We start from the raw sequence: 26,005 nt of genomic DNA on the forward strand, positions 1-26,005 counted from the left end.
TCATGCTGGTGAGGATAGTCCCTCTTCGATGGCAAATGGTTTGCTTAGCTCGGCGTGCGTCATTACGGGGAGTTGCTACTCATGTCAAAGAATTATGCCGCAGTATCTGCATCGATAGTCGATGCCATTGGTGGGGCGAATAACATCGCGGCGGTGACCCACTGTATGACGCGTTTACGCTTTGTGCTTAACGATGATAGTGCGGTTGATCTGGCGAAGTTGAAGTCCATCACCGGTGTGCTGGGTGTGGTGCGCAATGAAAACCAGTGTCAGGTCATTATTGGTAATAACGTTTCATATGCCTATGCTGAAGTGCTAAAACTGCTGCCGGAAGGCCTGGTAGCTGAAAATACGCTGCCGCAAAAAAATAAAATAACCTTGAAACGCATCGGCGCGGGGATCCTTGATGCGCTGATTGGCACCATGTCACCTCTGATTCCTGCCATTATCGGTGGTTCAATGGTCAAACTGTTGGCCATGATTCTGGATATGACCGGTGTTTTTGGCAAAGGCTCATCGACACTGATTATTCTCAATGTCATTGGTGACGGGGCGTTCTTCTTCCTTCCGGTTATGGTTGCTGCTTCTGCCGCACTCAAATTTAAAACCAATATGTCACTGGCTATCGCCATTGCCGGGGTGTTGGTTCATCCCGCCTTTATTGATTTAATGGCCAAAGCTGCACAAGGCCAACAAGTTGAGTTTATGGGCATTTCGGTCACGGCGGTGAAGTATACCTATACCGTTATTCCGGCATTATGTATGACCTGGCTGCTGTCTTATATTGAAAGATGGGTGGATCGCATTACACCGGCGGTGACCAAAAACTTCCTTAAACCAATGTTAATTGTGCTGATTTCCGCGCCTATTGCCATCATGTTTATTGGCCCTCTGGGAATTTGGATCGGCAGCGGTATTTCTTCGTTAGTGTACACCGTTCATGACTATCTGGGCTGGCTCTCGGTAGCGATTATGGGGGCACTCTGGCCTTTATTGGTTATGACCGGCATGCACCGTGTCTTTACCCCAACCATTATTCAGACCATTGCGGAGACCGGCAAAGAGGGCATGGTTATGCCATCAGAGATTGGCGCTAATCTTTCACTGGGTGGCTCATCGTTGGCTGTCGCATGGCGAACCAAAAACCCGGAATTGCGCCAAACGGCGCTGGCTGCTGCCGCATCAGCGATTGTCGCGGGTATCTCTGAACCGGCCCTTTATGGGGTGGCATTGCGTCTTAAACGCCCGCTGATCGCCAGTCTTATTAGTGGTTTTATTTGTGGTGCAGTCGCCGGAATCGGTGGGCTGGCAAGTCATTCGATGGCGTCCCCTGGATTATTTACCAGTGTCCAGTTCTTCGATCCGGCCAATCCAATGAGTATCGTATGGGTGTTTGGTGTGATGATTCTGGCCATCGTGATTTCGTTTATTACCACGCTGTTGCTGGGTTTTGAAGATATCCCGGTTGAAAATAGCGAAAGTGATACCGCCCATTCTGCTGTTGCGCCAAGCGCAGTAAAAATTAACTAAATACGAGGTATGTAATGCCAGTATCAACATTTCCCGACGGTTTCTTATGGGGCGGCGCATTAGCCGCAAACCAGGCCGAAGGTGCTTGCTTTGAAGGTGGAAAAGGGCTGACGACGGTTGATATGATCCCTCATGGACCACACCGTTTGGCAGTAAAGCTGGGGCAGGAGAAGCGTTTTACCCTAAGAGATGATGAGTTTTATCCCAGTCATCAAGCGATCGATTTCTATCATCGTTATAAAGATGATATCGCGTTAATGGCTGAAATGGGGTTCACCGTATTTCGTACCTCAATCGCATGGAGTCGGATTTACCCTAACGGTGATGAGTTAACCCCGAATGCACAGGGCATTGCATTTTACCGCGACCTTTTCGCCGAGTGTAAAAAGTACAATATTGAGCCACTGGTGACGCTGTGCCACTTTGATGTTCCCATGCATCTGGTCACAGAATACGGCTCGTGGCGTAACCGGAAGATGGTTGATTTCTTCGCTCGTTATGCGCGCACATGTTTTACGGCGTTTGATGGATTAGTTAAGTACTGGCTCACTTTTAACGAAATTAATATCCTGCTGCACAGTCCGTTCTCTGGCGCCGGGCTGGTGTTTGAGCAACAGGAAAATCAGGAGCAAGTAAAGTATCAGGCTGCTCATCATGAGTTGCTTGCCAGTGCCTTGGCGACAAAAATTGCCCATGAGGTTAATCCGAATAATCAGGTGGGGTGCATGCTGGCGGGGGGGAACTTTTATCCGCGCACTTGTAAACCCGAGGATGTGTGGGCCGCGCTGGAGAAAGACCGTGAAAATCTGTTTTTCATTGATGTACAGGCCCGAGGTGCTTATCCGGCTTATACCAAACGGCTTTTCAGGGAGAAAGGGATTTCAATTGTTACTGAAACGGGTGACGACGAGATACTCAAGCATACAGTGGATTTTGTCTCCTTTAGTTATTATGCCTCCCGCTGTGCGTCGGCCGATATGAACGACCATAACAGCAGTGCGGCGAATATCGTAAAATCGCTGAAAAATCCTCACATTGAGGCCAGTGAATGGGGGTGGGGTATTGATCCTTTAGGTTTACGCATCACCATGAATATGATGTACGACCGCTATCAGAAACCACTATTTTTGGTTGAGAATGGGTTAGGTGCCAAGGATGAAATTAACCCGCAAGGCGAGATTGAAGATGATTATCGCATCAGTTATTTGCGTGAGCATATCAAAGCTATGGGGGAGGCCATTGTTGATGGCATTCCGGTAATGGGTTATACCTCATGGGGTTGTATTGATCTGGTTTCTGCTTCTACCGGTGAAATGAGCAAGCGCTATGGTTTTGTTTATGTTGACCGTGATGATCAGGGCAAGGGCTCTTTAGCCCGTAAGAGAAAGAAATCCTTTTATTGGTACAAAAAAGTTATTGCCAGTAACGGTGCCGATTTGGATTAAGTCATCTGCCGGGATATCGTCTATAGCCGATATCCCCAGTGGATAAATATAGTCGGGAGCGGGTCCATTTTCTCCTTATGACGTATTACCCGGCACTATCATTACTATCGTGCGGGCCTTTCTTCAGATGAATCATGAAATCGGTAAATGCGGTGCGCAGCGGTGCAAACAGCGGGTGTTTACGGTTCTCCAGCATCGTTTCTGAAAACAGTTTCAGCCCGAGAGCAAATGCTGCGGTTTTCTCTTTGCCGAAGTCTATATCTTCCCGCATTTGTAACCGTTCGATGATGCCGAGGATCTCGTCATGATTCTCGGCTTCGAACGTTAGCGGGGTTTTCTCAATAGCGTCACCTTTGCGGTCGGTCAGCGGCTCAATGGTGATGCGATAACGATATCCCGGCATCAGCTTTTCTCCTGATCTTTTTCATCAGTTGTAGCCGAAGGCGGTGCTAACTCTTTTTCAATCACTTCTACCGCCGCCAGTAGTGCGGCGTTAATGCGCAAAACCTGCTCTGGTGCGACATCAGAACGCATCATACTGCTACGTAGAATGTGGCGTAAGCGATGCATAGCATCAGAAATACCTTCTGCCAGATTCCCTTCTGGCCGGCGATTTACCTGTGCCAAGCGGGAGAAAATCACATCCACCATCTGTTGATTTTGTTGTAATTCAACTTTACCGGCATCAGTGATTTGGTAGCTTTTACGGCCATTACCGGTTGCCACTGGCGTGACAAAATCTTGCTCTTCTAGCAGGGTTAGCGTTGGGTAGATAACCCCAGGGCTTGGAACATAGAGCCCGGAGGACGCCTCTTCAATTGCCTTAATCAGCTCGTAACCGTGGCTCGGTTTTTTATCAACCAGCGCTAAGAGGACGATGCGCAAATCCCCATGTTCGAACAAGCGATGCATTTTATCACCGCGACCACGCCTGCTGCCCCTTACTGCTTCAGCGGTTATATGATGACGACCTCCGCGATGCATCCTTTCGCCACAGTGGCGCTGCCCTTCATGGTGTTCGCCGCCCTGATGATGACCACGTTTTGAAAAACCAAACATAATGACTCTCCTTTAGATATATCTAAACAATTTAGATATATCTAATTTAGATCGATATATCTAAATTGACAAGCAGAGAGTGATAAATAGTGAGTTTTATGGGTAAAAATAGAGGAGATTTGTACTCTATTTATTGATATATATGATAAATATTTATTATATGCCAGCGAGGAATAAAGTGAAGACAAAGTCCATATAGTGAGGGGAATGGGTTGGCTGGTGATGTTTTATCTGGAGTAAATGAGCTAAAAACTCTGTGTGTTTCCACTGCTGGTAGTCGTTAGGCAATTTTTGTTTTAGTGTTTCAACCTTGATTGTTCATTCTTTGTACTGAGCTTCAAAGTAGGGAGCGTAAGCAGTCTACCCAGTTCGATTCTCTGGAAAATCCATATTGTTTAGTCTTTGTCGATATCGTTGTTTTAACAGGGTTTTATAGACTTGGCGGGATGTGCTAAGAAGTGCTAATGGTGTCCCCGACTGGAATCGAACCAGTAACTAGCCCTTAGGAGGGGCTTGTTATATCCGTTTAACTACGGGGACCCGGACATTGGCAGAGTGACTGCCGCTGAAGTGTACTGCCGAGCATTATACGCATTTTTATCCAGATAATAAGCGGTTAGCTGGCTGTTTGGTTACTCTGTCACCAACTTAGAGTGATTAAGTGATAGTAATAACCGAAAAACGATGTTTATCGGCACAGTTGTAGCTATCTAGCCTTATAACTGTTTTTTTGCCGTAAGCCATTAACAACATCGAGTATCAGGCTGACGTGAGAAGTGAATAAGTTAATTTGAATAGGTTAATTAAGGACACGAGGCTGTCGCCACTCGTGTCCAGTAAACTCAGCAACCAACGGCAATCCCCCCAGAGGCTACATTTCTATTTGGGGGTAACTCATTGATTAAAATATCAACTCTTCTTAACGAACTCTGATTTCAACTTCATTGGACCAAACCCATCAATTTTACAATCGATATTGTGATCCCCTTCAACCAGGCGGATGCCTTTCACTTTGGTGCCAATTTTCAGCGTTGAAGAACTGCCTTTTACTTTTAGGTCTTTAACAACAGTTACTGAGTCACCGTCAGCCAACAAATTACCGTTGGCATCGCGCACCACCAGGTCGTCTTGGCCGGTGGCTGAAGGGCTATTTTCCGACCACTCATGACCACATTCCGGGCAATTCAGTTGTTCACCTTCTTGCCATGTAAATTCAGAACTACATTTTGGACAGTTTGGTAAATCCTGCACGTTAACCTCTTGAAATTAAATTGAATAAATATAAAAAAGTGACAAATAACAGTCTGCTATATTGATGTTCACATATTTTACACTTTTTACCGCATTAAAGAATAGCCAAGTGGCCAGTAACTCAGGTAAATAATTACGGGTGTATCGGTGTAGCTATCTTTGAATCCTGCCACGTCATGGTATTTTTTATGGTTTAGATGATATAAGGATGATTGGCTGAACTAAGGGGATTTTATTAAAAATTGTCGGTATACCCTGTTACCACCTGTTAGTGGAACAGTGATAACTGAATCCCGCTTACTTTTGCCCTAAGCGCCGATGTTGTTCAAGTTCATAGTCGATAAAAGCATTGATCATCGTCCGGTAAACTTTCTCTATGATCTCTTCTGCTAATCCCGCTTTGCTGGCTTCTGCTGTGACACGATCTATTACCATCTGCACCCGATCTGGCGCCCGTACTGCGTTCTGATCCTGCTTAAATGCGGCGGCCGCTTTTACACATTGGCTCCGTTGCGCGATTAACGCGACAATTTGCGAATCTATGCCATCAATAGCCGCTCTGATATCCTCGATCGAAGAGAAATGCATTAGTTGTACCTCTTTGCTAGTACGAAATTATCACGTTAACACAGTGGTTAAGTTGGTGCTATTCAGAGGGGGGCGGAGTGTCTTTGGCTGCCTTATCACCATTTTTCGGTTGATGGGTCATATCACTGCGGATCTGCGCATGGCTTATCAGGGCAAAAATAAAAGTACCGCCGATAATGTTGCCTGCCAATGTTGGAATCGCGAATGGATAAATAAATTGCTGCCAGGGTAATGAGCCATTAAATACCAGATAGAAGATTTCGACCGAACCAACCACAATATGGGTAAGGTCGCATAGCGCCACTAAATAGGTCATCAGGAAAATGACCCAGATCTTAGCGCCTCCTGCTGATGGCATCATCCATACCATAGTGGCAATGATCCAACCGGAAAATATGCCGTTAGCAAACATCTCAGATGGCGAATTCTCCATCACCCCTTGTGCCAGAGTGACAAATGATGCGCGGGTCGACTCATCAAACACCGGCATATGGATGAAGGAATAGGCCGCAATTCCTGTACCGATAAGGTTGCCCAGTAGTACCAACCCCCATAGGCGAAATAACAGAAGAAAGTTTTGCCCACTCGGTTTTTGCATGATGGGCAGTACCGCGGTCACGGTATTTTCGGTAAATAGCTGTTGGCGGGCCATAATGACAATAATAAAACCAAAGGTATAACCGACATTCTCCAGCAGAAAACTTGCCGGTGAGTCAGGTAGTTTTGCGTGAAAAATGCCTTTGGCAATAAGCGATGCCCCCATTGAAAGGCCGGCAGCAATGGCGGACCACAGCAGTGCAAAGCTGTCGCGCTCTAACTCTTTTTGCCCCTCGAGGCGGATCAATTCATGGATTGCGGCTGCTTTTGAGGGAAGTTCCTTCTCATTTATTTCTATCTCTTTTCCCTGCTTTTGTTCCTCACTTTCCACTTTCAATTCACCCTTATTCTGCGACAGTTTTTCATCATTCATAGGGATTTCCCAGTTGGTAGATAAATAATTGTGGTGGTTGGAACACAAAAAATAAGGGAAAGTCGACATAATAAGCGTAGTCGCTATTTATTATTCGCGGGCTAATGGTGAGTTGTTAGTGTGTCTTTGTTGGGCGGAGTAAAATAGCCATCAGAAGAGGGAGAAAAGTAACCCAACGTTAATGTTGTTGGTTTTTTCTACAGAAATTTGATCTTATACCGAATAATACCTCTATAAGGGTAGGGTCAGGGTTAGGCCCACGCTACGTAAGGATTAAGCCTTATGTTATCATTCAGTTTTCCTGAAACAACAATCCTACGGTGGAAACCAATCCTTCATGTTGGAAGCTAAAAACCTGACCTGCATCCGAGATGAGCGAAGCTTGTTCCAACAGTTAAGCTTTTGTGTGGCTGCTGGGGAGATAGTGCAGGTCGAGGGGCAAAATGGTGCAGGTAAAACCAGTCTGTTGCGGATTTTAGCCGGACTGGCCGATGCAGATGAAGGGCAGGTGAGCTGGTTGGGGGCGAATATTCGCCGAGATCGCGCTAAGTATCATCAGGATTTATTGTTTTTAGGCCATCAACCGGGGGTTAAGTCGGTACTGACGCCTTTTGAAAATCTGGCGTTTTATCAGTCGGTGTTACAAAAGGTCGATAGCGCCGCAATCTGGCAGGCTTTGTCTCAGGTCGGGTTGGTGGGTTATGAGGATTTACCGGTATCTCAATTATCGGCTGGGCAGCAACGGCGCGTGGCCTTGGCCCGTTTGTGGTTGAGCAAGGCTCCACTATGGATTCTGGATGAACCGTTGACCGCGATTGATAAGCAGGGGGTTGCTACCCTGTTAGATCTGTTTGTTGAACATGCAGCTAACGGTGGCATGGTACTGCTTACCACACATCAGGATCTGAACGGTGTTGGTCAGAGTGTGCGTAAAATCCGTTTAACCAACACGCAGGAGAATTAATGTTTATCAGCGTGTTGCGTCGTGAATTAAAAATAGCCTTTAGAAAAGGGGCAGAGATAGTTAACCCGCTCTGGTTTTTTCTGATTGTCATCACGCTGTTTCCGTTAGGGATAGGCCCAGAACCGCAATTATTGGCGCGTATTGCTCCGGGGATTGTCTGGGTGGCGGCATTGCTTGCATCGTTACTCTCTTTGGAGCGGCTATTTCGCGATGATTTCTACGATGGTTCCCTTGAACAGTTGTTGTTGTTACCCGCGCCACTGGCACTCACGGTGTTAGGCAAAGTGTGTGCTCACTGGGTCGTTACCGGATTACCCTTGCTTATTTTATCTCCGCTGGTCGCTCTCTTGCTGTCTCTTGATAGTAATACCGCGATTGCCATGGCGCTCACGCTGCTGTTGGGGACGCCAACCTTAAGTTTTATCGGGGCTATTGGTGTGGCACTGACGGTGGGGTTACGCAAGGGAGGGGTGCTGCTGAGTTTATTGGTGTTGCCGCTGTATATCCCGGTGCTGATATTTGCTACTGCGGCCATTGATGCGGCTTCTATGTCACTGCCGATTGATGGGTATCTGGCGATTTTGGGGGCAATGCTCGCGGGGAGTGTAACACTTGCGCCTTTTGCCACCGCCGCTGCATTGAGAGTGAGTGTGCACTAGCAGTTGAATGCCACTCAGAAGGTAACAATTTCTTAAAAGAAATCTGTAGTTAAAATATAATAATTTTCAGAAGCTTAAGCGCGGTAGCCAACGCAGTCAGAGCAGATTGTGCGCCGTACCCTGCGCCGGCATTGCCACTGAGTGATGCCTGTCCAATTTTACTGTGAGCAATGAAAAATGTGGAAATGGTTTCATCAATTCGCTAAACCCGAGCGGCTCTATACGCTGTGTGGTCGGTTTGTCCCGTGGCTGGGTATTGCCGCTGTGGTCTGTTTGATGGTGGGCTGGGTGTGGGGATTTGGTTTCGCCCCCTCTGATTATCAGCAAGGCAACAGTTTCCGTATCATTTACTTGCATGTCCCGGCGGCGATCTGGTCGATGGGGATCTATATGTCGATGGCGATTGCGGCACTTGTCGGCCTGGTCTGGCAAATGAAAATGTCTGATAACGTCGTCGCCGCCATGGCGCCGGTCGGCGCGGTGTTTACCTTTATTGCCTTGGTCACCGGTTCTACTTGGGGTAAACCGATGTGGGGAACCTGGTGGATTTGGGATGCGCGATTGACCTCTGAGTTAGTGTTGCTATTCCTCTATCTTGGCGTGATTGCGCTGTATAACGCATTTGACGACCGCAAGTTGGCTGGGCGGGCTGCGGGTATTTTGGTGCTGGTCGGTGTGGTCAATATTCCAATCATTCATTTCTCCGTGGTGTGGTGGAACACCTTGCATCAAGGTTCCACCAACATGCAGCAAAGCATTGATCCAAGTATGCGTTCGCCGTTGCGTTGGGCGATTTTTGGCTATTTGTTGTGCTTTATTACTCTGACATTAATGCGCCTGCGCAACTTGATTTTGCAGCAAGAGCGCCATCGCCCTTGGGTAAGCGCCTTATTGCGTAAGGAGCCACGTCTATGAATCCGGCCTTTAACTCTTGGGCGGCATTTTTCGCCATGGGCGGCTATGCCTTTTATGTCTGGCTGGCGGCGGCGGTTACTTTGCTGTCTCTGCTTAGTTTGTGGGGACATACGCTGTGGCAGCACAAACAATTATTAGCGGATATTCAGCGTCGTCAGGCGCGGGAGCTGCGCATTCGGCAGGCAAATCAGACTCAGCATTCCGCCCGTTCGCAGGAGAAACAGCAGTGAACCCACGTAGAAAAAGTCGGCTCTATCTGGCGATGGTGGTTTTGATCGGTATCGGTCTGACCACCACTCTGGTGTTGTACGCACTGCGTGCCAATATCGATCTGTTCTATACCCCTGGCGAAATCTTGCAGGGTAAAGGGGAGCGCCACGAGAAGCCGGAAATAGGTCAGCGTTTACGTATCGGCGGCATGGTGATGCCGGGGTCGGTGAAACGTGATGATAAGACGCTGGAAATGAGTTTCAAGGTTTATGATGCGCGCGGCGCAATCACCGTCACTTATACCGGCATTTTACCGGACCTGTTCCGCGAGGGGCAGGGGGTGGTAGCGCAAGGTGTATTCGCTGAGGGCAATAAGGTAAATGCGAAAGAAGTGCTGGCAAAGCATGATGAAAAATACACACCACCAGAAGTGAAAGAGGCGATGAAGGAAAACCACACCCGCCCAGCGGAGGCTTACAGTAGCACTAAGCGTGAGGGTAATGCCTCATGATGCCTGAAATGGGGAGTTTTCTGTTATGCCTGGCACTGGCTATCTCGCTATTGCTGAGTTTGTATCCGCAATGGGGCGCTGCGCGTCAAGATGCCCGTATGATGGCGGTTGGCAGACCCTTGACGTACGGTATGTTCGCTACCATCGCGCTGTCATTTATATGTCTGGTGTATGCGTTTGTGGTGAATGATTTCACTGTCTCCTATGTGGCGGCGAACTCAAATTCACACCTGCCAGTTTATTATCGTATTGCGGCGACCTGGGGCGCACATGAGGGATCGCTGCTGCTGTGGGTGTTGCTGCTAAGTTGCTGGTCGCTGGCCGTTGCGCTCTTTAGCCGTTCAATGCCGGATGATGCGGTAGCCCGAGTGCTGTCGGTGCTGGGGATGATTACCGGCGGTTTCCTGCTGTTTATTATTCTGACGTCAAATCCGTTTACCCGCACCTTGCCGGACTTCCCAATTGACGGTAATGATTTAAATCCGTTGTTGCAGGATGTCGGGTTGATTTTCCATCCGCCACTGCTTTATATGGGTTATGTGGGGTTCTCGGTAGCTTTTGCTTTCGCGATAGCTTCCTTAATGGCTGGCCGACTTGATAGTGCTTGGGCGCGCTGGTCACGGCCGTGGACTCAAGCGGCATGGGTGTTCCTGACCATGGGGATCGTGCTCGGTTCGGCGTGGGCCTATTATGAATTAGGCTGGGGCGGCTGGTGGTTCTGGGATCCGGTTGAGAATGCCTCGTTTATGCCTTGGCTGGCAGGTACGGCGTTAATTCACTCACTGGCGGTGACCGAAAAACGTGGCACATTCAAAGCGTGGACGGTATTGCTGGCGATTACGGCATTCTCTCTATGCCTAATGGGCACCTTCCTGGTGCGTTCCGGCGTATTGGTTTCGGTACACTCTTTTGCCTCTGATCCGGCTCGTGGCATGTTTATTCTGGCTTATCTGGTGATTGTTATCGGTGGCTCATTGCTACTGTATGCAGTTAAAGGTGCACAAGTGCGCAGCCGTACTCAGCATGAGGTGTTCTCACGCGAGACTTTCCTGCTCGGTAATAATGTGCTGCTGATTGCCGCAATGTTGGTGGTGCTTCTGGGTACTTTGTTGCCATTGGTACACAAGCAACTGGGACTGGGCAGTATTTCAATCGGCGAACCGTTCTTTAATACCATGTTTACCTGGTTGATGGCCCCAATGGCACTGCTGATGGGGATTGGGCCGTTAGTGCGTTGGCGTCGTGATGAGCCGAGTAAACTCTGGAAACGCCTCAGTGTGGCTCTGGTCATCACCTTGCTGCTGTCGATATTGATACCCTGGCTGCTGCAAGACACTATTGCCGGTATGACCGTGGTCGGTTTGATGATGTCTATCTGGGTCATTATCCTGACATTGATGGAGTTGCATGAGCGAGCAACTCACCGCCATGGTTTTTGGCGTGGTTTAACGCACTTATCTCGCAGTCATTGGGGCATGGTGTTGGGGCATTTGGGTGTGGCGGTGACGGTGATCGGTATTGCCTTTAGCCAAAATTACAGTGTTGAGCGTGATGTGCGCATGAAGGCTGGTGATAGCATCGATATTCACGATTATCACTTCGTGTTCCGCGATGTTCACGATATCAAAGGATCGAACTATACCGGCGGTGTTGGCATTATTGATGTCACCCGTCATGGTAAACCTGAAGCCACCTTACATGCGGAGAAACGTTATTACAGTGTGGCCCGTTCTATGATGACTGAAGCCGCTATTGATGGTGGCTTCAGCCGTGATCTCTACGCCGCACTGGGTGAAGAACTGGATGACGGGTCATGGGCGGTGCGCTTGTATTACAAACCCTTTGTCCGCTGGATCTGGTTCGGTGGGGTATTTATGGCTATCGGCGGCATCTTCTGCATGCTTGATCCGCGCTATCGGATGAGCAAAAAGTTAAAGCGCAGTGCTGCATCGGAGGCTGAATAATGAAATCTCACTTTTCATTCAATAAGCTGATGTTTATTCCGCTGGTACTGTTTTTACTGCTAGTTGTGGCCTTTTTAGTGCAATTGACTCGCAATGCTAATGGCGAGGATCCGACGATGTTGGAGTCTGCGCTGATTGGTAAACCGGTGCCAACGTTCAAGCTTGAATCGCTTGAGCAACCGGGGAAAACCTTTGATCAGGCAGTATTACATGATGGTAAGCCGATGTTACTTAATGTCTGGGCAACCTGGTGTCCGACCTGCCGCGCTGAGCATCAATATCTGAATAAGCTGGCGGCACAAGGCATCCGTGTGGTGGGTTTGAACTATAAAGATGATCGTGTCAAAGCGGTGCAGTGGCTCAATGCGCTGGGTAATCCTTACGCGCTGAGTTTGTATGATGGTGATGGCATGTTAGGGCTGGATCTGGGGGTTTATGGTGCGCCGGAAACTTTTCTGATCGACGGGCAGGGAATTATCCGTTATCGCCATGCCGGTGATCTGAACGATCGCGTCTGGCTGCAAGAAATTCTGCCGTTGTATAAGAAGTATCAGGGGGGCGCATGAGATTACTAAGCCTGATCTTCGGCCTTATGCTGAGTTGGAGTCTGTTTGCCGCCATCGATACCTACACCTTTAAATCTGAGGCACAAGAGCAGCAGTATCGTGAACTGACCGAACAACTGCGCTGCCCTAAATGTCAGAACAACAGCATTGCCGACTCCAATGCGATTATTGCTGCTGATATGCGCGCCAAAGTGTATGAACTGATGCAGCAGGGTAATTCCAAACAGCAAGTCATTGACTATATGGTGGCCCGCTACGGCAACTTCGTCACTTACGAGCCGCCGGTGACGGCTGCAACGCTGATTCTGTGGGTGGGGCCGGCTCTGTTTGTGCTATTTGGGGCCGTAGTGGTGATATTACGTGCACGGCGACGAGTGGAGAAAGAGACCCCACTGTCGGCGCAGGAACAGCAACGGTTACACCATCTGCTCGCCGAACATGCTCGCGGTGTGGAAAAATCGACGGTGGTGCAACACAGCATCCCGACTAAACACGCGAAGACAAACAGGAAACAACCATAATGGCTTTTTGGCTGATAGTGATCATTTTGCTGGCGGTCGCGGGTGCTTTGTTGGTTATACCTGCCATGCGGCAAGACACGGATTCACCGACGACCACCCGGGATGAATTGAACAAGGCTATTTATCAGGATCGGTTATCTGAACTGGCTGAAGATGAAGCGCAAGGCGTGGTAGAACAGCGACCTGAACTGATTCAGGAACTGCAACAAAACCTGCTGACAGATATCCCCCAACAACCGGATGAGGAGATAAGCCCGATTAACCGCTGGGTGTTACTGCCCGGGGTGGTGATACTGGTGGTGGTCGCCGTGGGGTTATACCTAAAAACCGGTGGTTTGGCTCAGGTGCAGGCATGGCATCAGGTTGTTGCACAAATGCCTGAATTACGTGCCAGAGTTGCCAATGAGCGGGCGGAGCCTTTGAGTATGGAAGAGGTCGCACGTTTAGGGCTGGGCTTGCGTACTTCTTTGCAGCAAGATATTGCTAACGTCAATGATTGGATGATGCTTGGCCGGGTGGGGATGGCACTGAATAATGCCACTACCGCAACCCAAGCTTTTGCTAAAGCTTATCAGCTTGCGCCCGATAATGAAGATGTCAGACTCGGTTATGCTGAGGTGCTGACACGTTCCAACGATCCACAAGATAATCAGCTGGCAACTCAGATGTTGCGAACGATGGTTGGACAGGATCATACCAATCTGCGCGCCATGAGTTTATTAGCTTTTAATGCTTTTGAGCAGGGTGACTTTAAACAAGCCATTGGTGCATGGGAAGTTATGCTAAAATTGCTGCCTGCTGGCGATTCCCGCATAGAAGTGATAAAACGCAGTATCCAGCAAGCCAAATCACAGGCTGGGCAGGAAACAGCTACACTGGGAATAGAGGTTTCAATCTCCTCTGATGCCGCTCAGAAATTACCTCAGCAGGGAACCCTGATTATATCGGTAACCGATGGAGCAAACCCGGTACCGGTTGCCGTCAAACAACTGCCTGTGAGCCGATTCCCGTTATTAGTAACGTTGGATGACAGTAATGCAATGATGCCAGAGCGTTTGCTCTCTTCGTTGTCTCAGGTGAAAGTGCGGGCACGTCTCTCGCAAGATGGTACGGCCAATCCGCAATCGGGTGACTGGTTTGGTGAGAGCAGCGTGCAGAGTTTCGGTGGGACAGCAAAGCCACAAACAATTAATGTACAGATAAACAAACAGATCCCTTAAGCGTAAGGGGCTGGACAGAATTTCATGGAGAAGATTATGAACTACCGCCTGACTGTGCTGGCTTTTGCCACCGTGCTATTAGTAGGGTGTGCCAGTAGCTCGCCGGATCATATGGAGCAGGGCCGCTCAGATCCGCTGGAAGGTTTTAACCGGGCAATGTTCAATTTTAACTATGAGGTTCTTGATCCTTACGTGGTGCGCCCGGTAGCCGTAGTTTGGCGTGATTACGTGCCACAACCTGCACGTAACGGCACAAGTAACTTCCTGAGTAACCTTGAAGAGCCAGCCAGTATGGTCAACAGCTTCTTGGTGGGTGACCCGTATAATGGCATGAAGCACTTTAACCGCTTCTTCCTGAATACTATTTTGGGCATGGGTGGCTTGATAGATGTGGCGAGTATGGCTAACCCTAAGCTGGCTAAACAAGTCCCTCACCGCTTTGGCAGTACACTGGGCCATTATAATGTTGGTTACGGCCCGTATGTAGTGTTACCGGGCTATGGCAGCTTCACCATTCGTGAGGATGGGGGGAATGCGGCTGATTACGTTTATCCGGTGTTGAGCTATCTCACGTTCTGGATGTCGGCAGGTAAATGGATGGTAGAAGGGATTGAAACCCGTGCTCAGCTATTGGATTCCGATGGGTTGCTGCGTAACTCGTCAGATCCTTATCTGATGGTGCGCGATGCCTACTTCCAACGTCATGATTTCCTGGCGAACGGCGGGCAGTTGAAACCGGAAGTCAATTCGAATGCACAAGCTATTCAGGGTGATTTGGACAGTATCGATTCAGCCAACTGATTCTGATACCTGATTCGAATAATAAAAAAGCGCCGAAAGGCGCTTTTTTATGGGCAAAGGAATTGCCAGTATCCGCTGATTAGAACGCGTAGTTAAAGTTCACGCCGTACAGCAGTGCCGTACCTTTAGAGTCGAACTGATAAGTAGTGCCGCCCACTGCCGCTGGTGTTTTTTCAGTAATATGCACGCTTTGGCCATGCATATAGGAAATACCAACATCCACTGAGGCATCTTTGTTGAAGGCGTAGGTAGTACCCGCACTGATCCAGAAACGGTCTTGGTCTGGAATTGAGATAGTGCGGTTATCTGCCGGAACCGGGCTGTCATCGAAGGCAATACCGGTACGGAAGGTCCAATTATCATCGTGATAATAAGTGGTACCCAGCGCGATACGGTAAGCATCATGGAAGCCTTCATGTTTTTCAAACAGTGTCTGGCCATTAGTGCCGGTTGCTTTCAGTTCTTGGAACTGACTCCAACTGGTGTAGGCCATGCTGTAGTGAATGGCCCACTGTGGTGCCACTTTGTTATAGCCGGACACTTCCCAGACTTCTGGTAGGTTCAGAGTTAAAGCACCCGGGATCGTATTACCGCCAGTGCCTCTTGGTGGTGGCAGTTGGTTGCTGAAATCGCCATCAAAGTCGATTTTCACTTTTGAGCGGTAAGTGAAGCTATAACGGTTTTCCTTATCAACTTCATACAGCACGCCCGCATTCCAACCATACCCCCACTCTTTACCTTCCATACGGGTAACTTCGGTATTAGCAGGGCGACCCGATAACGGACCAACTTCACCGAGATGGCGTACAATCTTCGCATCGGCGTACACTGCATTAAAGCCCAGGCCGAAACTGAAGTTTTCATTCAGGCGATACGCGGTACTCAGGTTCAGGTTGGCGGTTTTCAGATCAGTCTGACCGCCAAGGGAACCCGCAGGATAGTCGTCATTGAATTCAGTAGCCAAACCGTAGTTTGAGGTACCAGAGGCACCAATTGCCCATTGCTCATTCAGTGGCATAATAAAGTGGATATTTGGGATCCACTCTGAAGGCGCGATGTTATTGGCATCGGTACTTCTGCCTGAAATGGGGGATGTCCCACTAATATTGACGTCAGGATCAACATAAACAAAGCCGCCAGAGAAAGAAGGGCGGTCGAACAAAGTCATTGCTGCGGGGTTACGGCTACCAACTGATGCGTTGTCGGCAACGGCGCCTTCACCAGAGAAAGAACGCCCCAATGCAGCGGCTGAATATTCATTCAACTGGAAGCCAGCCGCAGAAACGTTCGACGATATGATTGCCACTGCAGCTGCCAGAGCTGATCGGGTAAACAGGTTTTTCTGGTTCATGACCAAAACCTCATTGTTTTAATTAATGTTACACACCGTAACAAGAGAATGCGGGATTGTAGGGTCCGTTATCGGTCAGACAAAGCAGACCAGTGGCTGAAGTATAGGTCCGACCTGTGTCAGTGTTGCAAGTATGTTTTGGGATTTGTTCAGTTTTGATTGCAAAAAATAGACGCAGTTAACAAAAAACTCACAATTTAGTATCAATTATTACATTATCAATGAATGAGCATACAATTTGACTGTGACCTTTATCACTTAATAAGCCTATAAACAGTAAGTCCTAGTGCCAAGTGACCGACGGTAGTAAAATAATGACAGAGAAAATATTTTTTTTGCGCCATGCCTTTTTGTGCTATTTGCACTAACGAATTGGCAATTTGCACCTATTTTGAAATGTCCGTTGAGGAGAATTGAAGATGTCAGATGCAATTAATCGCTGTAGTGCGGAAGAAACTGCTGCCTGCTGCTGTATAGATGTTGGTACTATAATGGATAATACTGATTGCACGGCCTCTTACAGTTGTGTGTTTGACAACCGTACTGAAGCTGAAGCGATGCTGAAATCGCTGACCGAAAAAGCGCGTGCTGTTGAGTCAGAACCTTGCTTGATTGAGCATAAATTGGAAGAGAAGGACGGCGGTGTTTGTTTAACCATCGACTTTACTTTTGCCTGCCAGGCAGAAACCATGATTTTCCAGCTGGGTCTGCGTTAATTCATGCCGGTAGTCACCGCAACTCAGGTAAGTTGAACCGATCTCTAACGCGAAGCCTTTTGCTTCGCGTTTATTTTTGTCTAATTTCCTCTGTAAATTTATTGCGTTAGATTCATCATTCTTCCCCATCCCCAATTCATCTTTCCCACGATTTTGTCGCTAAAAGTTGCTCCTGCTCTCACTTTCCTGTTCTGTAGGTTTACCAAATGTAAATTTTTGGTTAAAAATAATTAGATCAGGTCAGACCTGTTATTTGTTATGCTTAACTAAAAGCCACTCTATTTATCAGGAGCGTTTATGAGTAAGCCATTACCGCTAGTGACGCGCCAGGGCGATCGCATTGCAATCGTCAGCGGCCTGCGGACCCCTTTTGCCAAGCAAGCAACTGCTTATCATGGCGTACCGGCCGTCGACTTAGGCAAAATTGTGGTCAGTGAGTTGCTGGCCAGAAGTGGCGTTGCTCCTGAGTTAATTGATCAACTCGTATTCGGTCAAGTGGTGCAGATGCCTGAAGCGCCAAATATTGCCCGTGAAATCGTGTTGGGTACCGGCATGAGTGTGCATACCGATGCTTACAGTGTCTCACGCGCGTGCGCCACCAGTTTTCAGGCGGTAGCCAATGTGGCAGAAAGTATTATTGCAGGCTCAGTCACGGTGGCGATAGCCGGTGGTGCCGATTCCTCTTCCGTGCTGCCAATTGGTGTCAGTAAAGCACTGGCGCGAACCTTGGTTGATGTTAATAAAGCGCGAACCCTCTCCCAGCGCCTGAAGTTGTTCAGCCGCTTAAAGTTACGCGATTTGCTTCCTGTTGCCCCGGCAGTGGCTGAATACTCTACCGGCTTGCGCATGGGGGATACCGCAGAGCAGATGGCAAAAACCTATGGTATCAGCCGTGAAGATCAGGATGCTCTGGCGCTACGATCGCACCAAATGGCAGCGATTGCCTGGCAGCAAGGGTTATTACACGATGAGGTGATGACGGCTTATATCCCGCCTTACCGTGATGCTATTACCGAAGATAACAATATCCGCAAAGATTCCACTATGGCGCAATATGCCAAGTTACGCCCCGCATTCGATCGCCAACATGGCAGTGTCACGGCGGCCAACAGCACCCCTTTGACGGACGGTGCCGCAGCCGTGATGATGATGAGTGAAGCGAAAGCAAAAGAGTTAGGTTTGCAACCGTTGGGTTATCTGCGCAGTTTCGCCTTTTCCGCCATCGATGTCTGGCAAGATATGCTGCTAGGCCCATCTTATGCCACGCCACTGGCACTAGACCGTGCCGGCATCACGCTGGCTGATTTGACCCTTATCGATATGCATGAAGCATTTGCGGCACAAACACTGGCTAACCTGAAAATGTTTGCCAGTGATACTTTCGCGCGTGAAAAATTGGGTCGTAGCCAGGCTATTGGTGAAGTTGATATGAGCAAATTCAACGTATTGGGTGGTTCGATTGCCTACGGTCACCCCTTTGCGGCCACAGGCGCCCGGATGATTACCCAAACATTAAATGAATTGCGTCGCCGTGGCGGAGGATTAGGGCTAACGACGGCATGTGCTGCCGGTGGGTTGGGTGCCGCGATGATTTTGGAGGTGGAGTAATGGGTCAGGAAAATTTACTTAACAGCGGTAGTGAAACAGCCTCAGGGGATAGCCGTACCCCAACCGATTCGGTCTTTACCCTCAATGTGCGGCCAGACAATATCGGTGTGATCACCATTGATGTTATTGGTGACAAAGTGAATACCTTAAAGGCTGAATTTGCAGAGCAAATTGCCGAGATACTGCAACAAGCGCAGGCTTTATCACAATTGCAGGGGCTGGTTATTATTTCTGGCAAGCCAGACTCTTTTATTGCAGGTGCTGATATCACCATGATTGCCGCTTGCCGTACCGCGCACGATGCGCGTGTATTGGCACAGAAAGGGCAATCTGTTCTAGCGCAGATCGCTGCATTCCCCATACCGGTGGTGGCTGCTATCCATGGTGCTTGCCTGGGCGGTGGTTTGGAGCTGGCGCTAGCGTGCCATAGTCGCATCTGTTCGCTAGATGACAAAACGGTACTCGGTTTGCCAGAGGTTCAACTGGGTCTGTTGCCCGGATCGGGTGGTACACAACGCTTGCCGCGGTTGATTGGTGTCAGCAAAGCACTGGATATGATTCTTACCGGCAGACAAGTCCGTGCGCGCCAGGCGCTTAAGATGGGGCTGGTGGACGATGCGGTGCCCCTCGATATCTTGTTAGATGTGGCGGTCAAACGGGCCAAAGCGGGTTGGCTCGATAGGCCAGTTTTACCTTGGCAGGAACGTCTACTTAGCGGCCCATTGGGTAAAGCATTACTGTTTAAGATTGTGCGTAAAAAAACGCTGGCGCAGACCAAGGGCCATTATCCGGCGGCGGAGCGCATTATTGATGTGGTGCGTAAAGGATTGGACTACGGTGGCCCCAGTGGTTATGAAGCGGAAGCCAGAGCCTTTGGTGATCTGGCCATGTCTCCCCAGTCATCTGCTTTGCGTAGCTTGTTCTTTGCCACAACATCACTGAAAAAGGAGACCGGTGGTACAGCGCAGCCTCGTGCTATTCATCGTGTTGGGGTCTTGGGTGGCGGTTTGATGGGGGGCGGAATTGCCAATGTAACGGCCACTCGCGCAGGCTTGCCGGTACGTATCAAAGATATTAATCCGCAAGGGATTAATCAGGCGCTAAAATACACTTGGGATGCCTTAGGCAAGCGGGTTCGCAGTAAGCGTATGCGCCCGGCTGAACGGCAGCGCCAGATGATGCTGATTTCCGGCAGCACAGATTATTGCGGTTTTGACTCGGTTGATATCGTAGTTGAAGCTGTATTTGAAGATTTATCATTGAAGCAGCAAATGGTTGCTGATATCGAACGTTTTGGCGCAGCACATACCATTTTTGCCTCCAATACCTCCTCATTGCCGATAAGCCAAATTGCTGCGCAGGCACAGCGACCAGAACAGGTGATCGGCCTGCACTACTTTAGCCCGGTAGATAAAATGCCGCTGGTTGAAGTGATTCCTCATGCAAAAACCAGCGAAGAAACTATCGCAACCACAGTAGCTTTGGCGCGTAAACAAGGTAAAACAGCTATTGTCGTGGCTGATTGCGCTGGGTTTTATGTAAACCGAATTCTGGCTCCATATATCAACGAAGCTGCTCGCTGTGTACTGGACGGTGAACCTATCGATTCTGTTGACAAAGCGTTGGTGAATTTTGGCTTCCCGGTTGGGCCGATCACACTGTTGGATGAAGTTGGTATTGATGTAGGTACCAAAATCATGCCGATTCTGGTTGAGCAACTAGGGCCGCGTTTTGCTGCACCTCCATCATTTGATGTCATCTTGAAGGATGGACGGAAAGGGCGTAAAAATGGCCGTGGCTTTTATCTCTATCCGGCAGCAACCAAAGGTATTAACTGGAAGAAAAAACAGGATAAACAAGTCGATACCAGTGTTTATGTCTTGCTGGGTGTGACGCCGAAAGCCCATATCGAGTCCTCGGTGATAGCACAGCGTTGTACCATGATGATGTTGAATGAAGCAGCACGTTGTCTGGATGAATCGATAATTCGTAACCCACGCGATGGTGATATTGGTGCTGTGTTTGGCATCGGCTTCCCGCCATTCCTCGGGGGGCCTTTCCGCTATCTGGATAGTCTGGGGGTGGAGAAGGTCGTGAAAACACTCAGATTGTTGGCACAACAATACGGCGAACGTTTTGAACCTTGCCAACTGCTGGTGAGCATGGCCGAACAGCAACAGACGTTTTACCCGCAGGAACGTAATCCAGATGAGGTGCCTGGCGAAGAGCGCTGAGTTTGCAAAAGGGTATTGCTCACGGGGCTTGGTCGCATTTTTCCACTAAACAGGCGGCCGACTAACACCTATTCTTAAGAGTGTGAGCAGGATCACCACCTGCAATTCTAAGGGATTAGGTGGCTGTACACCGGGGGCAACCCGCGCTACCTTAACCAGAATCACGTTAAGTGACTATTCGTGCCAAAATGTATTAATAGGCACTTATTGCGCAGGTGATAAAGTTTAGATTAAGCTGTTGATATGGTTATTATGTAACCATTCAAGGTTGGCTGCCGGTATGCTCGGTGTAAAAAGCAGCCATTTTCTTTACCTTAAGTTTCAGGCAAAATGCCCGGCCGCCATAGAGAGACGGCGCGTTATCGTTATGAAGTTTCTTTGCCCATGGCAAAGGTTTCGGCGGTACAGCACGCAAAGCGTTTCTGTATAGCGTTATTTTGTTAACAAAAACGGTGCAATATGCAAGTTTTCATTATGCGTCACGGTGACGCGGCCCTTGATGCAGCAAGTGATGCACAACGGCCTCTTACTCTGTGTGGTCAGGATGAGTCACGTCAGATAGCAAGCTGGCTAAGCGAGCAGTCTGTTGATATCGATCAGATTTTGGTTAGCCCTTATCTACGCGCAGCGCAAACATTAGACGTCGCGCGTGAGGTGATTACGCTACCGGCAGAGCAGGAAGTGATGCCAGAATTAACGCCGGGTGGGGATGCCGCTTTTGTCTGCTGCTATTTGCAGGCATTGGCAAAAGAAGATTGTGCCGCAGTGCTGGTCATTTCGCACTTGCCGCTGGTCGGGTATCTGGTTTCTGAGCTTTGTCCAGGGCAATGCCCACCAATGTTTGCCACCTCGGCAATCGCCTGTGTTGATCTTAATGGTGATACCGGGAAGGGGACACTTGATTGGCAGGTCAGCCCGTCACAACTGTTGGCAAAGACTTGCCACGGTTAAAACAGTGTTAGTGAATATTCAATCGGCGCGGCATCTCTGTCGCGCCTTTGTTTTTCTGTCAAACCGTATTTCGCGTCTATTCTTCTAACTCAATTAAGACCAGTAATGCCGCAGTCCCACCCCAATCTTTAGGGGCTTGATGGAATGCCAGCACATCAGGGTGCTGCGCCAGCCACAAAGGGGTTTGCTGCTTCAGAACATGTTTGCCGTGGCCATGCATCACGCAGGCACAATGCACATGCTCCCGCTTACAGGCAGCAATCAGTGCGCCCAACTCCTGTTTGGCCTGTTTCTGGGTTAATCCGTGTAAATCCAAAAACATATCGGGCGAGTAATCACCGCGCCGCAGCTTTTTAACTTCAAAATGATCAACGCCAGGCCGCACATAGCGGGTGGGACCGTCGTAATCCAACTGCGGTTGGAATTCATCGGAAAAATAATAACTGGCATCAACCTGCTCTTGCAGTAATTTTTCCGGTGCGATTCTTTTGCCCAACTTGGGCGGTGTATGCAGAACAATCGTATCTTGTTTCAGCTTCTTCGCCCCAACTATTGACTCCTTAAATAGCTGTAAATCATCAGTCGTGAGGTGATATTTATTTTTCATCATCAGTTCGTTGTACTTATTTGATTACCTCCAGTTTACCTGTTGAACGTCATCTGTCTAAATAAATGTCTATACCCGTCATATTTCAAGGTGTAGGTGTGTTGGCTGCCCTCGCTTACCCGAATCACTTACTTGTGTAAGCTCATCGGGATTATCTCGGTTGCCGCCTTCCTACGCCTCGAAATCTATTGGGTATAGGTATGTCGTCATATTTCAAGGTGTAGGTGTATTGGCTGTTCTCGCAATCAAGCGGTTATCCATACAATTTTCAATGTTAATGTGCTTTTCATTATTCGGTTATCATTCAACTGATGTATTGCTGCTGATTTGTCGCGGGCTTCATGGCAAACTAGGGGATAGATAATGATTTTTCGCACCGTTGTTGGAGAATACCTTGGACAAGATTTTCGTCGATGAAGCAGTAAATGAGCTGCACACCATTCAGGATATGCTGCGCTGGGCAGTTAGCCGGTTTAATGCGGCCAATATTTTTTATGGTCACGGTACTGATAATCCGTGGGACGAAGCAGTACAACTGGTTTTCCCAAGCCTATTTTTACCGATAGATATCCCTGAGGATATGCGCAGTGCGCGCCTGACGTCGAGCGAGCGGCACCGTATTGTCGAACGGGTGATCCGCCGGGTTAACGAGCGAATTCCGGTTGCTTATCTGACCAATAAAGCTTGGTTCTGCGGTATGGAATATTATGTTGATGAGCGTGTATTGGTGCCACGTTCACCGATAGCTGAATTGATTAATAACAGCTTTGATGGTCTGATCAGACACCAGCCTAAGCATATTCTGGATATGTGTACCGGTAGTGGTTGTATTGCTATTGCTTGTGCCTATGCCTTCCCAGACGCTGAAGTGGATGCTGTTGATATCTCTAATGATGTTCTGGCAGTAACTGAACATAATATTCAACAGCATGAGATGGAACATCAGGTCACACCGATTCGCTCTGACCTGTTCCGTGATTTACCGCCAATCAAATATGACTTGATTGTCACTAATCCACCGTATGTTGATGCCGAAGATATGGCCGACTTACCGCAGGAGTTCCGCTTCGAGCCTGAACTTGGGTTGGCTGCTGGCAGCGATGGCTTGAAACTGGCTCGCCGTATTCTGGCTTGCGCCCCGGACTTCTTGCAAGATGATGGCGTGTTGATTTGCGAAGTGGGCAACAGCATGGTGCATTTGATGGACATATATCCTGATGTGCCTTTCACCTGGCTGGAGTTCGACAACGGCGGTGATGGCGTATTTATGCTGACCAAACAGCAACTGATTGACTGCGCTCCGCATTTTAGTATGTACCGCGATTAATCGATCTCTGCTTATAAAGTCTGTCAGTGTGATAAATATCATGCTGGCAGATTGTTTATGACTAAATGGTAAGGAGCCGTGATGGCTGGCAACAGTATTGGGCAGTTTTTCCGCGTCACCACTTTTGGTGAATCTCACGGCATCGCCTTGGGGTGTATTATTGATGGCGTCCCGCCGGGCATTCCAATCACTGAAGCTGACATTCAGTTGGATCTCGACCGGCGTCGCCCGGGTACCTCACGCTATACCACTCAACGCCGCGAGCCGGATCAGGTGCGTATTTTATCTGGCGTGTTTGAGGGAGTAACCACCGGTACCAGCATCGGGTTGATGATTGAGAATACTGACCAGCGGTCACAGGATTACAGCACGATTAAAGATGTCTTCCGCCCAGGCCATGCTGACTATACCTACGAACAAAAATACGGCGTGCGTGACTATCGGGGAGGGGGCCGTTCTTCAGCCCGTGAAACCGCGATGCGTGTTGCCGCCGGTGCCATTGCTAAAAAGTATCTGGCGCAGAAATTCGGGGTGCAGGTGCGTGGCTATCTGGCACAAATTGGCGATATTAGTTGTGATTTGATTGATTGGGATTTGGTTGAACAAAATCCGTTCTTCTGTCCAGATGCCAGTAAGTTGGAGCCGCTGGATGCGCTGATGCGTGAACTGAAAAAAGCCGGTGACTCTATTGGAGCCAAAATTACCGTGGTCGCTGAACACGTGCCGGTTGGTTTGGGTGAGCCAGTATTTGACCGTTTAGATGCAGATTTGGCCCATGCGCTGATGAGTATCAATGCGGTGAAAGGGGTGGAAATCGGTGATGGTTTTGCTGTTGTTACTAAGCGTGGTAGTGAAAACCGTGATGAGATTACCCCACAAGGTTTCCAGAGCAATCATGCCGGGGGCATTTTAGGCGGCATCAGCAGCGGGCAACCGGTTGTGGCCCATATCGCCTTGAAACCGACATCCAGCATTATGGTACCAGGGCAAACCATTAACCGGCAGGGTGAGGCGGTTGAGATGGTTACCCGTGGTCGCCATGACCCTTGTGTCGGTATTCGCGCCGTCCCTATTGCTGAGGCCATGATGGCTATTGTGTTAATGGATCACTTGCTGCGCCAGCGTGCACAGTGCGGTGATGTGGTTTCCGACGTTCCGCGCTGGTAGGCACAATGAACAAATGGATTGTGGGTGCAGTGGCACTTGCCGCTACCGTAGCACTCACCGCTATAGCCCCGGTCATGGCGGCGACGCCATGGCAACAGATAGCCAACCCGGTTGCAGGTTCTCCACAGTCGATTGGTGGTTTTGCCAACGGCTGCGTTATTGGTGCAATGCCTTTGCCGCTCCAATCGGCAGATTATCAGGTGATGCGCCCGGATCAGCGCCGTTATTTCGGTCATCCTGATTTACTGAACTTTATCCACCGTCTGAGTGCGCAGGCTGAGCAACATCGCTTGGGAACGGTATTGATTGGCGATATGGCAATGCCCGCCGGTGGGCGCTTTAGTAGTGGGCATGCCAGCCATCAATCTGGTCTGGATGTGGATATCTGGTTACAACTGCCAGTACAGCGCTGGAGCCAACAGCAATTGCTGAAACCGCAACCTGTTGATTTGGTGGCAGCCGACGGCAAACGGGTCGTCCCCGCACTGTGGCAACCTCAGGTCGAGAGCCTTATCAAGTTAGCGGCTAACGATAACGAAGTGACGCGTATTTTCGTCAATCCGGCGATTAAAAAGCAACTGTGTCTGGATGCCGGAACGGATCGTAATTGGTTGCATAAAGTGCGCCCGTGGTTCGGCCATCGTGCACATATGCATGTAAGATTGCGCTGCCCGGCAGATAGCCTGGAGTGTTTGGATCAAGACACGCCTCCTGCGGGGGATGGTTGTGGTGCAGAACTGGAAAGCTGGTTCCAGCCCCATCAACCGAGTGCTAAACCGGGTAAAACCTTACCCCCACCATTGCCGCCTTCATGTCAGGCTTTGTTGGATAACCATTTTGCTGCGGAATAAACTTTGATGTTTAATAGAA

The 26,005-nt window shown here is 49.0% G+C and carries 26 protein-coding genes and 1 tRNA gene; 19 read left to right on the forward strand and 8 right to left on the reverse strand.

Annotated elements, in window-relative coordinates; translation table 11 throughout:
• Positions 1-81: 81 nt before the first annotated feature.
• Both ascF and V2A84_RS03095 read left to right on the forward strand, forming a co-directional pair.
• Positions 82-1,530, forward strand: a complete 1,449-nt coding sequence (gene ascF, locus V2A84_RS03090; protein WP_193784621.1) for a PTS cellobiose/arbutin/salicin transporter subunit IIBC — start codon at positions 82-84, stop codon at positions 1,528-1,530.
• 14 nt (positions 1,531-1,544) lie between these two features.
• Positions 1,545-2,975 carry a 6-phospho-beta-glucosidase gene (locus V2A84_RS03095; RefSeq protein WP_083158192.1) on the forward strand — a complete coding sequence of 477 codons (1,431 nt, stop codon included), beginning with the start codon at positions 1,545-1,547 and terminating at the stop codon, positions 2,973-2,975.
• Between the two features lie 85 nt (positions 2,976-3,060).
• On the opposite strand, the gene V2A84_RS03100 is transcribed toward V2A84_RS03095, so the two are convergent.
• From V2A84_RS03100 to V2A84_RS03125, 6 genes are all read right to left on the reverse strand, one after another.
• The gene (locus V2A84_RS03100) at positions 3,061-3,378 is read right to left on the reverse strand and encodes a DUF3861 domain-containing protein (RefSeq protein WP_083158193.1); all 318 of its coding nucleotides are present in this window, start codon (positions 3,376-3,378) and stop codon (positions 3,061-3,063) included.
• Positions 3,378-4,034 (reverse strand): PadR family transcriptional regulator, encoded by a 657-nt coding sequence (locus V2A84_RS03105; protein ID WP_442848580.1) that lies wholly within the window; start codon positions 4,032-4,034, stop codon positions 3,378-3,380. Before V2A84_RS03105 ends, V2A84_RS03100 begins: the two co-directional genes overlap by 1 nt.
• 465 nt (positions 4,035-4,499) lie before the next feature.
• Positions 4,500-4,574: transfer RNA gene (locus V2A84_RS03110), tRNA-Arg, on the reverse strand.
• Positions 4,575-4,943: 369 nt separating this feature from the next.
• Positions 4,944-5,285 carry a zinc ribbon domain-containing protein YjdM gene (locus V2A84_RS03115; RefSeq protein WP_083158195.1) on the reverse strand — a complete coding sequence of 114 codons (342 nt, stop codon included), beginning with the start codon at positions 5,283-5,285 and terminating at the stop codon, positions 4,944-4,946.
• 297 nt (positions 5,286-5,582) lie between these two features.
• Positions 5,583-5,873 (reverse strand): chorismate mutase, encoded by a 291-nt coding sequence (locus V2A84_RS03120; protein ID WP_083158196.1) that lies wholly within the window; start codon positions 5,871-5,873, stop codon positions 5,583-5,585.
• A gap of 58 nt (positions 5,874-5,931) precedes the next feature.
• Positions 5,932-6,843, reverse strand: a complete 912-nt coding sequence (locus V2A84_RS03125; RefSeq protein WP_083158197.1) for a formate/nitrite transporter family protein — start codon at positions 6,841-6,843, stop codon at positions 5,932-5,934.
• A gap of 337 nt (positions 6,844-7,180) precedes the next feature.
• On the opposite strand from V2A84_RS03125, the gene ccmA reads away from it, so the two are divergent.
• The 10 genes from ccmA (at position 7,181) to mlaA (ending at position 15,174) form a co-directional block, all read left to right on the forward strand.
• A complete protein-coding gene (ccmA, locus tag V2A84_RS03130) occupies positions 7,181-7,807 on the forward strand; it encodes a cytochrome c biogenesis heme-transporting ATPase CcmA (protein ID WP_083158198.1) in 627 nt (208 codons plus the stop codon).
• Positions 7,807-8,466: a heme exporter protein CcmB gene (gene ccmB / locus V2A84_RS03135; protein ID WP_083158199.1), complete on the forward strand. Its 660-nt coding sequence runs from the start codon at positions 7,807-7,809 to the stop codon at positions 8,464-8,466. Before ccmA ends, ccmB begins: the two co-directional genes overlap by 1 nt.
• Before the next feature lie 177 nt (positions 8,467-8,643).
• Positions 8,644-9,381, forward strand: a complete 738-nt coding sequence (locus tag V2A84_RS03140) for a heme ABC transporter permease (protein WP_083158200.1) — start codon at positions 8,644-8,646, stop codon at positions 9,379-9,381.
• Entirely contained in the window at positions 9,378-9,611 is a 234-nt protein-coding gene (gene ccmD / locus V2A84_RS03145; protein WP_083158201.1) for a heme exporter protein CcmD, read from the forward strand. The genes V2A84_RS03140 and ccmD overlap by 4 nt, the downstream gene beginning before the upstream one ends.
• The gene (ccmE, locus tag V2A84_RS03150) at positions 9,608-10,102 is read left to right on the forward strand and encodes a cytochrome c maturation protein CcmE (protein WP_083158202.1); all 495 of its coding nucleotides are present in this window, start codon (positions 9,608-9,610) and stop codon (positions 10,100-10,102) included. The genes ccmD and ccmE overlap by 4 nt, the downstream gene beginning before the upstream one ends.
• Positions 10,099-12,066, forward strand: coding sequence for a heme lyase CcmF/NrfE family subunit (locus V2A84_RS03155; protein WP_083158203.1), 1,968 nt, complete (start codon positions 10,099-10,101; stop codon positions 12,064-12,066). The genes ccmE and V2A84_RS03155 overlap by 4 nt, the downstream gene beginning before the upstream one ends.
• Positions 12,066-12,632: a DsbE family thiol:disulfide interchange protein gene (locus V2A84_RS03160; protein WP_083158204.1), complete on the forward strand. Its 567-nt coding sequence runs from the start codon at positions 12,066-12,068 to the stop codon at positions 12,630-12,632. The genes V2A84_RS03155 and V2A84_RS03160 overlap by 1 nt, the downstream gene beginning before the upstream one ends.
• The gene (locus tag V2A84_RS03165) at positions 12,629-13,153 is read left to right on the forward strand and encodes a cytochrome c-type biogenesis protein (RefSeq protein ID WP_372569404.1); all 525 of its coding nucleotides are present in this window, start codon (positions 12,629-12,631) and stop codon (positions 13,151-13,153) included. The genes V2A84_RS03160 and V2A84_RS03165 overlap by 4 nt, the downstream gene beginning before the upstream one ends.
• Complete coding sequence (ccmI, locus tag V2A84_RS03170) at positions 13,153-14,373, forward strand: c-type cytochrome biogenesis protein CcmI (RefSeq protein ID WP_083158206.1); 1,221 nt, start codon at positions 13,153-13,155, stop codon at positions 14,371-14,373. Before V2A84_RS03165 ends, ccmI begins: the two co-directional genes overlap by 1 nt.
• A gap of 36 nt (positions 14,374-14,409) precedes the next feature.
• Positions 14,410-15,174 carry a phospholipid-binding lipoprotein MlaA gene (mlaA, locus tag V2A84_RS03175; RefSeq protein ID WP_083158207.1) on the forward strand — a complete coding sequence of 255 codons (765 nt, stop codon included), beginning with the start codon at positions 14,410-14,412 and terminating at the stop codon, positions 15,172-15,174.
• A gap of 79 nt (positions 15,175-15,253) precedes the next feature.
• On the opposite strand, the gene fadL is transcribed toward mlaA, so the two are convergent.
• The gene (gene fadL / locus V2A84_RS03180) at positions 15,254-16,525 is read right to left on the reverse strand and encodes a long-chain fatty acid transporter FadL (RefSeq protein ID WP_193784622.1); all 1,272 of its coding nucleotides are present in this window, start codon (positions 16,523-16,525) and stop codon (positions 15,254-15,256) included.
• A gap of 419 nt (positions 16,526-16,944) precedes the next feature.
• Between fadL and V2A84_RS03185 the strand changes: the two genes are divergently transcribed.
• The 4 genes from V2A84_RS03185 to sixA all read left to right on the forward strand — a co-directional run bounded on the left by V2A84_RS03185 (position 16,945) and on the right by sixA (position 22,034).
• Entirely contained in the window at positions 16,945-17,241 is a 297-nt protein-coding gene (locus V2A84_RS03185; RefSeq protein ID WP_083158209.1) for a YfcZ/YiiS family protein, read from the forward strand.
• 297 nt (positions 17,242-17,538) lie between these two features.
• The gene (fadI, locus tag V2A84_RS03190; RefSeq protein WP_083158210.1) at positions 17,539-18,849 is read left to right on the forward strand and encodes an acetyl-CoA C-acyltransferase FadI; all 1,311 of its coding nucleotides are present in this window, start codon (positions 17,539-17,541) and stop codon (positions 18,847-18,849) included.
• Entirely contained in the window at positions 18,849-21,083 is a 2,235-nt protein-coding gene (gene fadJ, locus V2A84_RS03195; RefSeq protein ID WP_083158211.1) for a fatty acid oxidation complex subunit alpha FadJ, read from the forward strand. The genes fadI and fadJ overlap by 1 nt, the downstream gene beginning before the upstream one ends.
• Positions 21,084-21,542: 459 nt before the next feature.
• Positions 21,543-22,034, forward strand: a complete 492-nt coding sequence (sixA, locus tag V2A84_RS03200) for a phosphohistidine phosphatase SixA (protein ID WP_083158212.1) — start codon at positions 21,543-21,545, stop codon at positions 22,032-22,034.
• 76 nt (positions 22,035-22,110) lie between these two features.
• On the opposite strand, the gene smrB is transcribed toward sixA, so the two are convergent.
• Complete coding sequence (gene smrB, locus V2A84_RS03205; RefSeq protein WP_083163530.1) at positions 22,111-22,641, reverse strand: endonuclease SmrB; 531 nt, start codon at positions 22,639-22,641, stop codon at positions 22,111-22,113.
• A 394-nt stretch (positions 22,642-23,035) separates the two neighbouring features.
• On the opposite strand from smrB, the gene prmB reads away from it, so the two are divergent.
• The 3 genes from prmB (at position 23,036) to mepA (ending at position 25,986) form a co-directional block, all read left to right on the forward strand.
• Complete coding sequence (prmB, locus tag V2A84_RS03210) at positions 23,036-23,968, forward strand: 50S ribosomal protein L3 N(5)-glutamine methyltransferase (RefSeq protein WP_050084895.1); 933 nt, start codon at positions 23,036-23,038, stop codon at positions 23,966-23,968.
• An 81-nt stretch (positions 23,969-24,049) separates the two neighbouring features.
• The gene (gene aroC / locus V2A84_RS03215) at positions 24,050-25,135 is read left to right on the forward strand and encodes a chorismate synthase (RefSeq protein WP_005183428.1); all 1,086 of its coding nucleotides are present in this window, start codon (positions 24,050-24,052) and stop codon (positions 25,133-25,135) included.
• 5 nt (positions 25,136-25,140) lie between these two features.
• Positions 25,141-25,986 (forward strand): penicillin-insensitive murein endopeptidase, encoded by an 846-nt coding sequence (gene mepA, locus V2A84_RS03220; RefSeq protein ID WP_420072863.1) that lies wholly within the window; start codon positions 25,141-25,143, stop codon positions 25,984-25,986.
• Positions 25,987-26,005: the final 19 nt, after the last annotated feature.

Source organism: Yersinia sp. 2553 StPb PI (assembly GCF_052217105.1).
Classification (GTDB): Bacteria; Pseudomonadota; Gammaproteobacteria; order Enterobacterales; family Enterobacteriaceae; genus Yersinia; species Yersinia enterocolitica_E.

Bases quoted from the DNA above. Each gene is read 5' to 3' on its own strand.
- fadJ (WP_083158211.1), top strand. From the start codon at position 18,849: ATGGGTCAGGAAAATTTACTTAACAGCGGTAGTGAAACAGCCTCAGGG.
- smrB (WP_083163530.1), bottom strand. From the start codon at position 22,641: ATGAAAAATAAATATCACCTCACGACTGATGATTTACAGCTATTTAAG.
- V2A84_RS03095 (WP_083158192.1), top strand. From the start codon at position 1,545: ATGCCAGTATCAACATTTCCCGACGGTTTCTTATGGGGCGGCGCATTA.
- V2A84_RS03185 (WP_083158209.1), top strand. From the start codon at position 16,945: ATGTCAGATGCAATTAATCGCTGTAGTGCGGAAGAAACTGCTGCCTGC.
- V2A84_RS03140 (WP_083158200.1), top strand. From the start codon at position 8,644: ATGTGGAAATGGTTTCATCAATTCGCTAAACCCGAGCGGCTCTATACG.
- ascF (WP_193784621.1), top strand. From the start codon at position 82: ATGTCAAAGAATTATGCCGCAGTATCTGCATCGATAGTCGATGCCATT.
- aroC (WP_005183428.1), top strand. From the start codon at position 24,050: ATGGCTGGCAACAGTATTGGGCAGTTTTTCCGCGTCACCACTTTTGGT.
- mlaA (WP_083158207.1), top strand. From the start codon at position 14,410: ATGAACTACCGCCTGACTGTGCTGGCTTTTGCCACCGTGCTATTAGTA.
- ccmI (WP_083158206.1), top strand. From the start codon at position 13,153: ATGGCTTTTTGGCTGATAGTGATCATTTTGCTGGCGGTCGCGGGTGCT.
- ccmA (WP_083158198.1), top strand. From the start codon at position 7,181: ATGTTGGAAGCTAAAAACCTGACCTGCATCCGAGATGAGCGAAGCTTG.
- V2A84_RS03100 (WP_083158193.1), bottom strand. From the start codon at position 3,378: ATGCCGGGATATCGTTATCGCATCACCATTGAGCCGCTGACCGACCGC.
- fadL (WP_193784622.1), bottom strand. From the start codon at position 16,525: ATGAACCAGAAAAACCTGTTTACCCGATCAGCTCTGGCAGCTGCAGTG.
- V2A84_RS03120 (WP_083158196.1), bottom strand. From the start codon at position 5,873: ATGCATTTCTCTTCGATCGAGGATATCAGAGCGGCTATTGATGGCATA.
- V2A84_RS03165 (WP_372569404.1), top strand. From the start codon at position 12,629: ATGAGATTACTAAGCCTGATCTTCGGCCTTATGCTGAGTTGGAGTCTG.
- ccmD (WP_083158201.1), top strand. From the start codon at position 9,378: ATGAATCCGGCCTTTAACTCTTGGGCGGCATTTTTCGCCATGGGCGGC.
- V2A84_RS03125 (WP_083158197.1), bottom strand. From the start codon at position 6,843: ATGAATGATGAAAAACTGTCGCAGAATAAGGGTGAATTGAAAGTGGAA.
- fadI (WP_083158210.1), top strand. From the start codon at position 17,539: ATGAGTAAGCCATTACCGCTAGTGACGCGCCAGGGCGATCGCATTGCA.
- ccmB (WP_083158199.1), top strand. From the start codon at position 7,807: ATGTTTATCAGCGTGTTGCGTCGTGAATTAAAAATAGCCTTTAGAAAA.
- V2A84_RS03105 (WP_442848580.1), bottom strand. From the start codon at position 4,034: ATGTTTGGTTTTTCAAAACGTGGTCATCATCAGGGCGGCGAACACCAT.
- sixA (WP_083158212.1), top strand. From the start codon at position 21,543: ATGCAAGTTTTCATTATGCGTCACGGTGACGCGGCCCTTGATGCAGCA.
- V2A84_RS03155 (WP_083158203.1), top strand. From the start codon at position 10,099: ATGATGCCTGAAATGGGGAGTTTTCTGTTATGCCTGGCACTGGCTATC.
- mepA (WP_420072863.1), top strand. From the start codon at position 25,141: ATGAACAAATGGATTGTGGGTGCAGTGGCACTTGCCGCTACCGTAGCA.
- V2A84_RS03160 (WP_083158204.1), top strand. From the start codon at position 12,066: ATGAAATCTCACTTTTCATTCAATAAGCTGATGTTTATTCCGCTGGTA.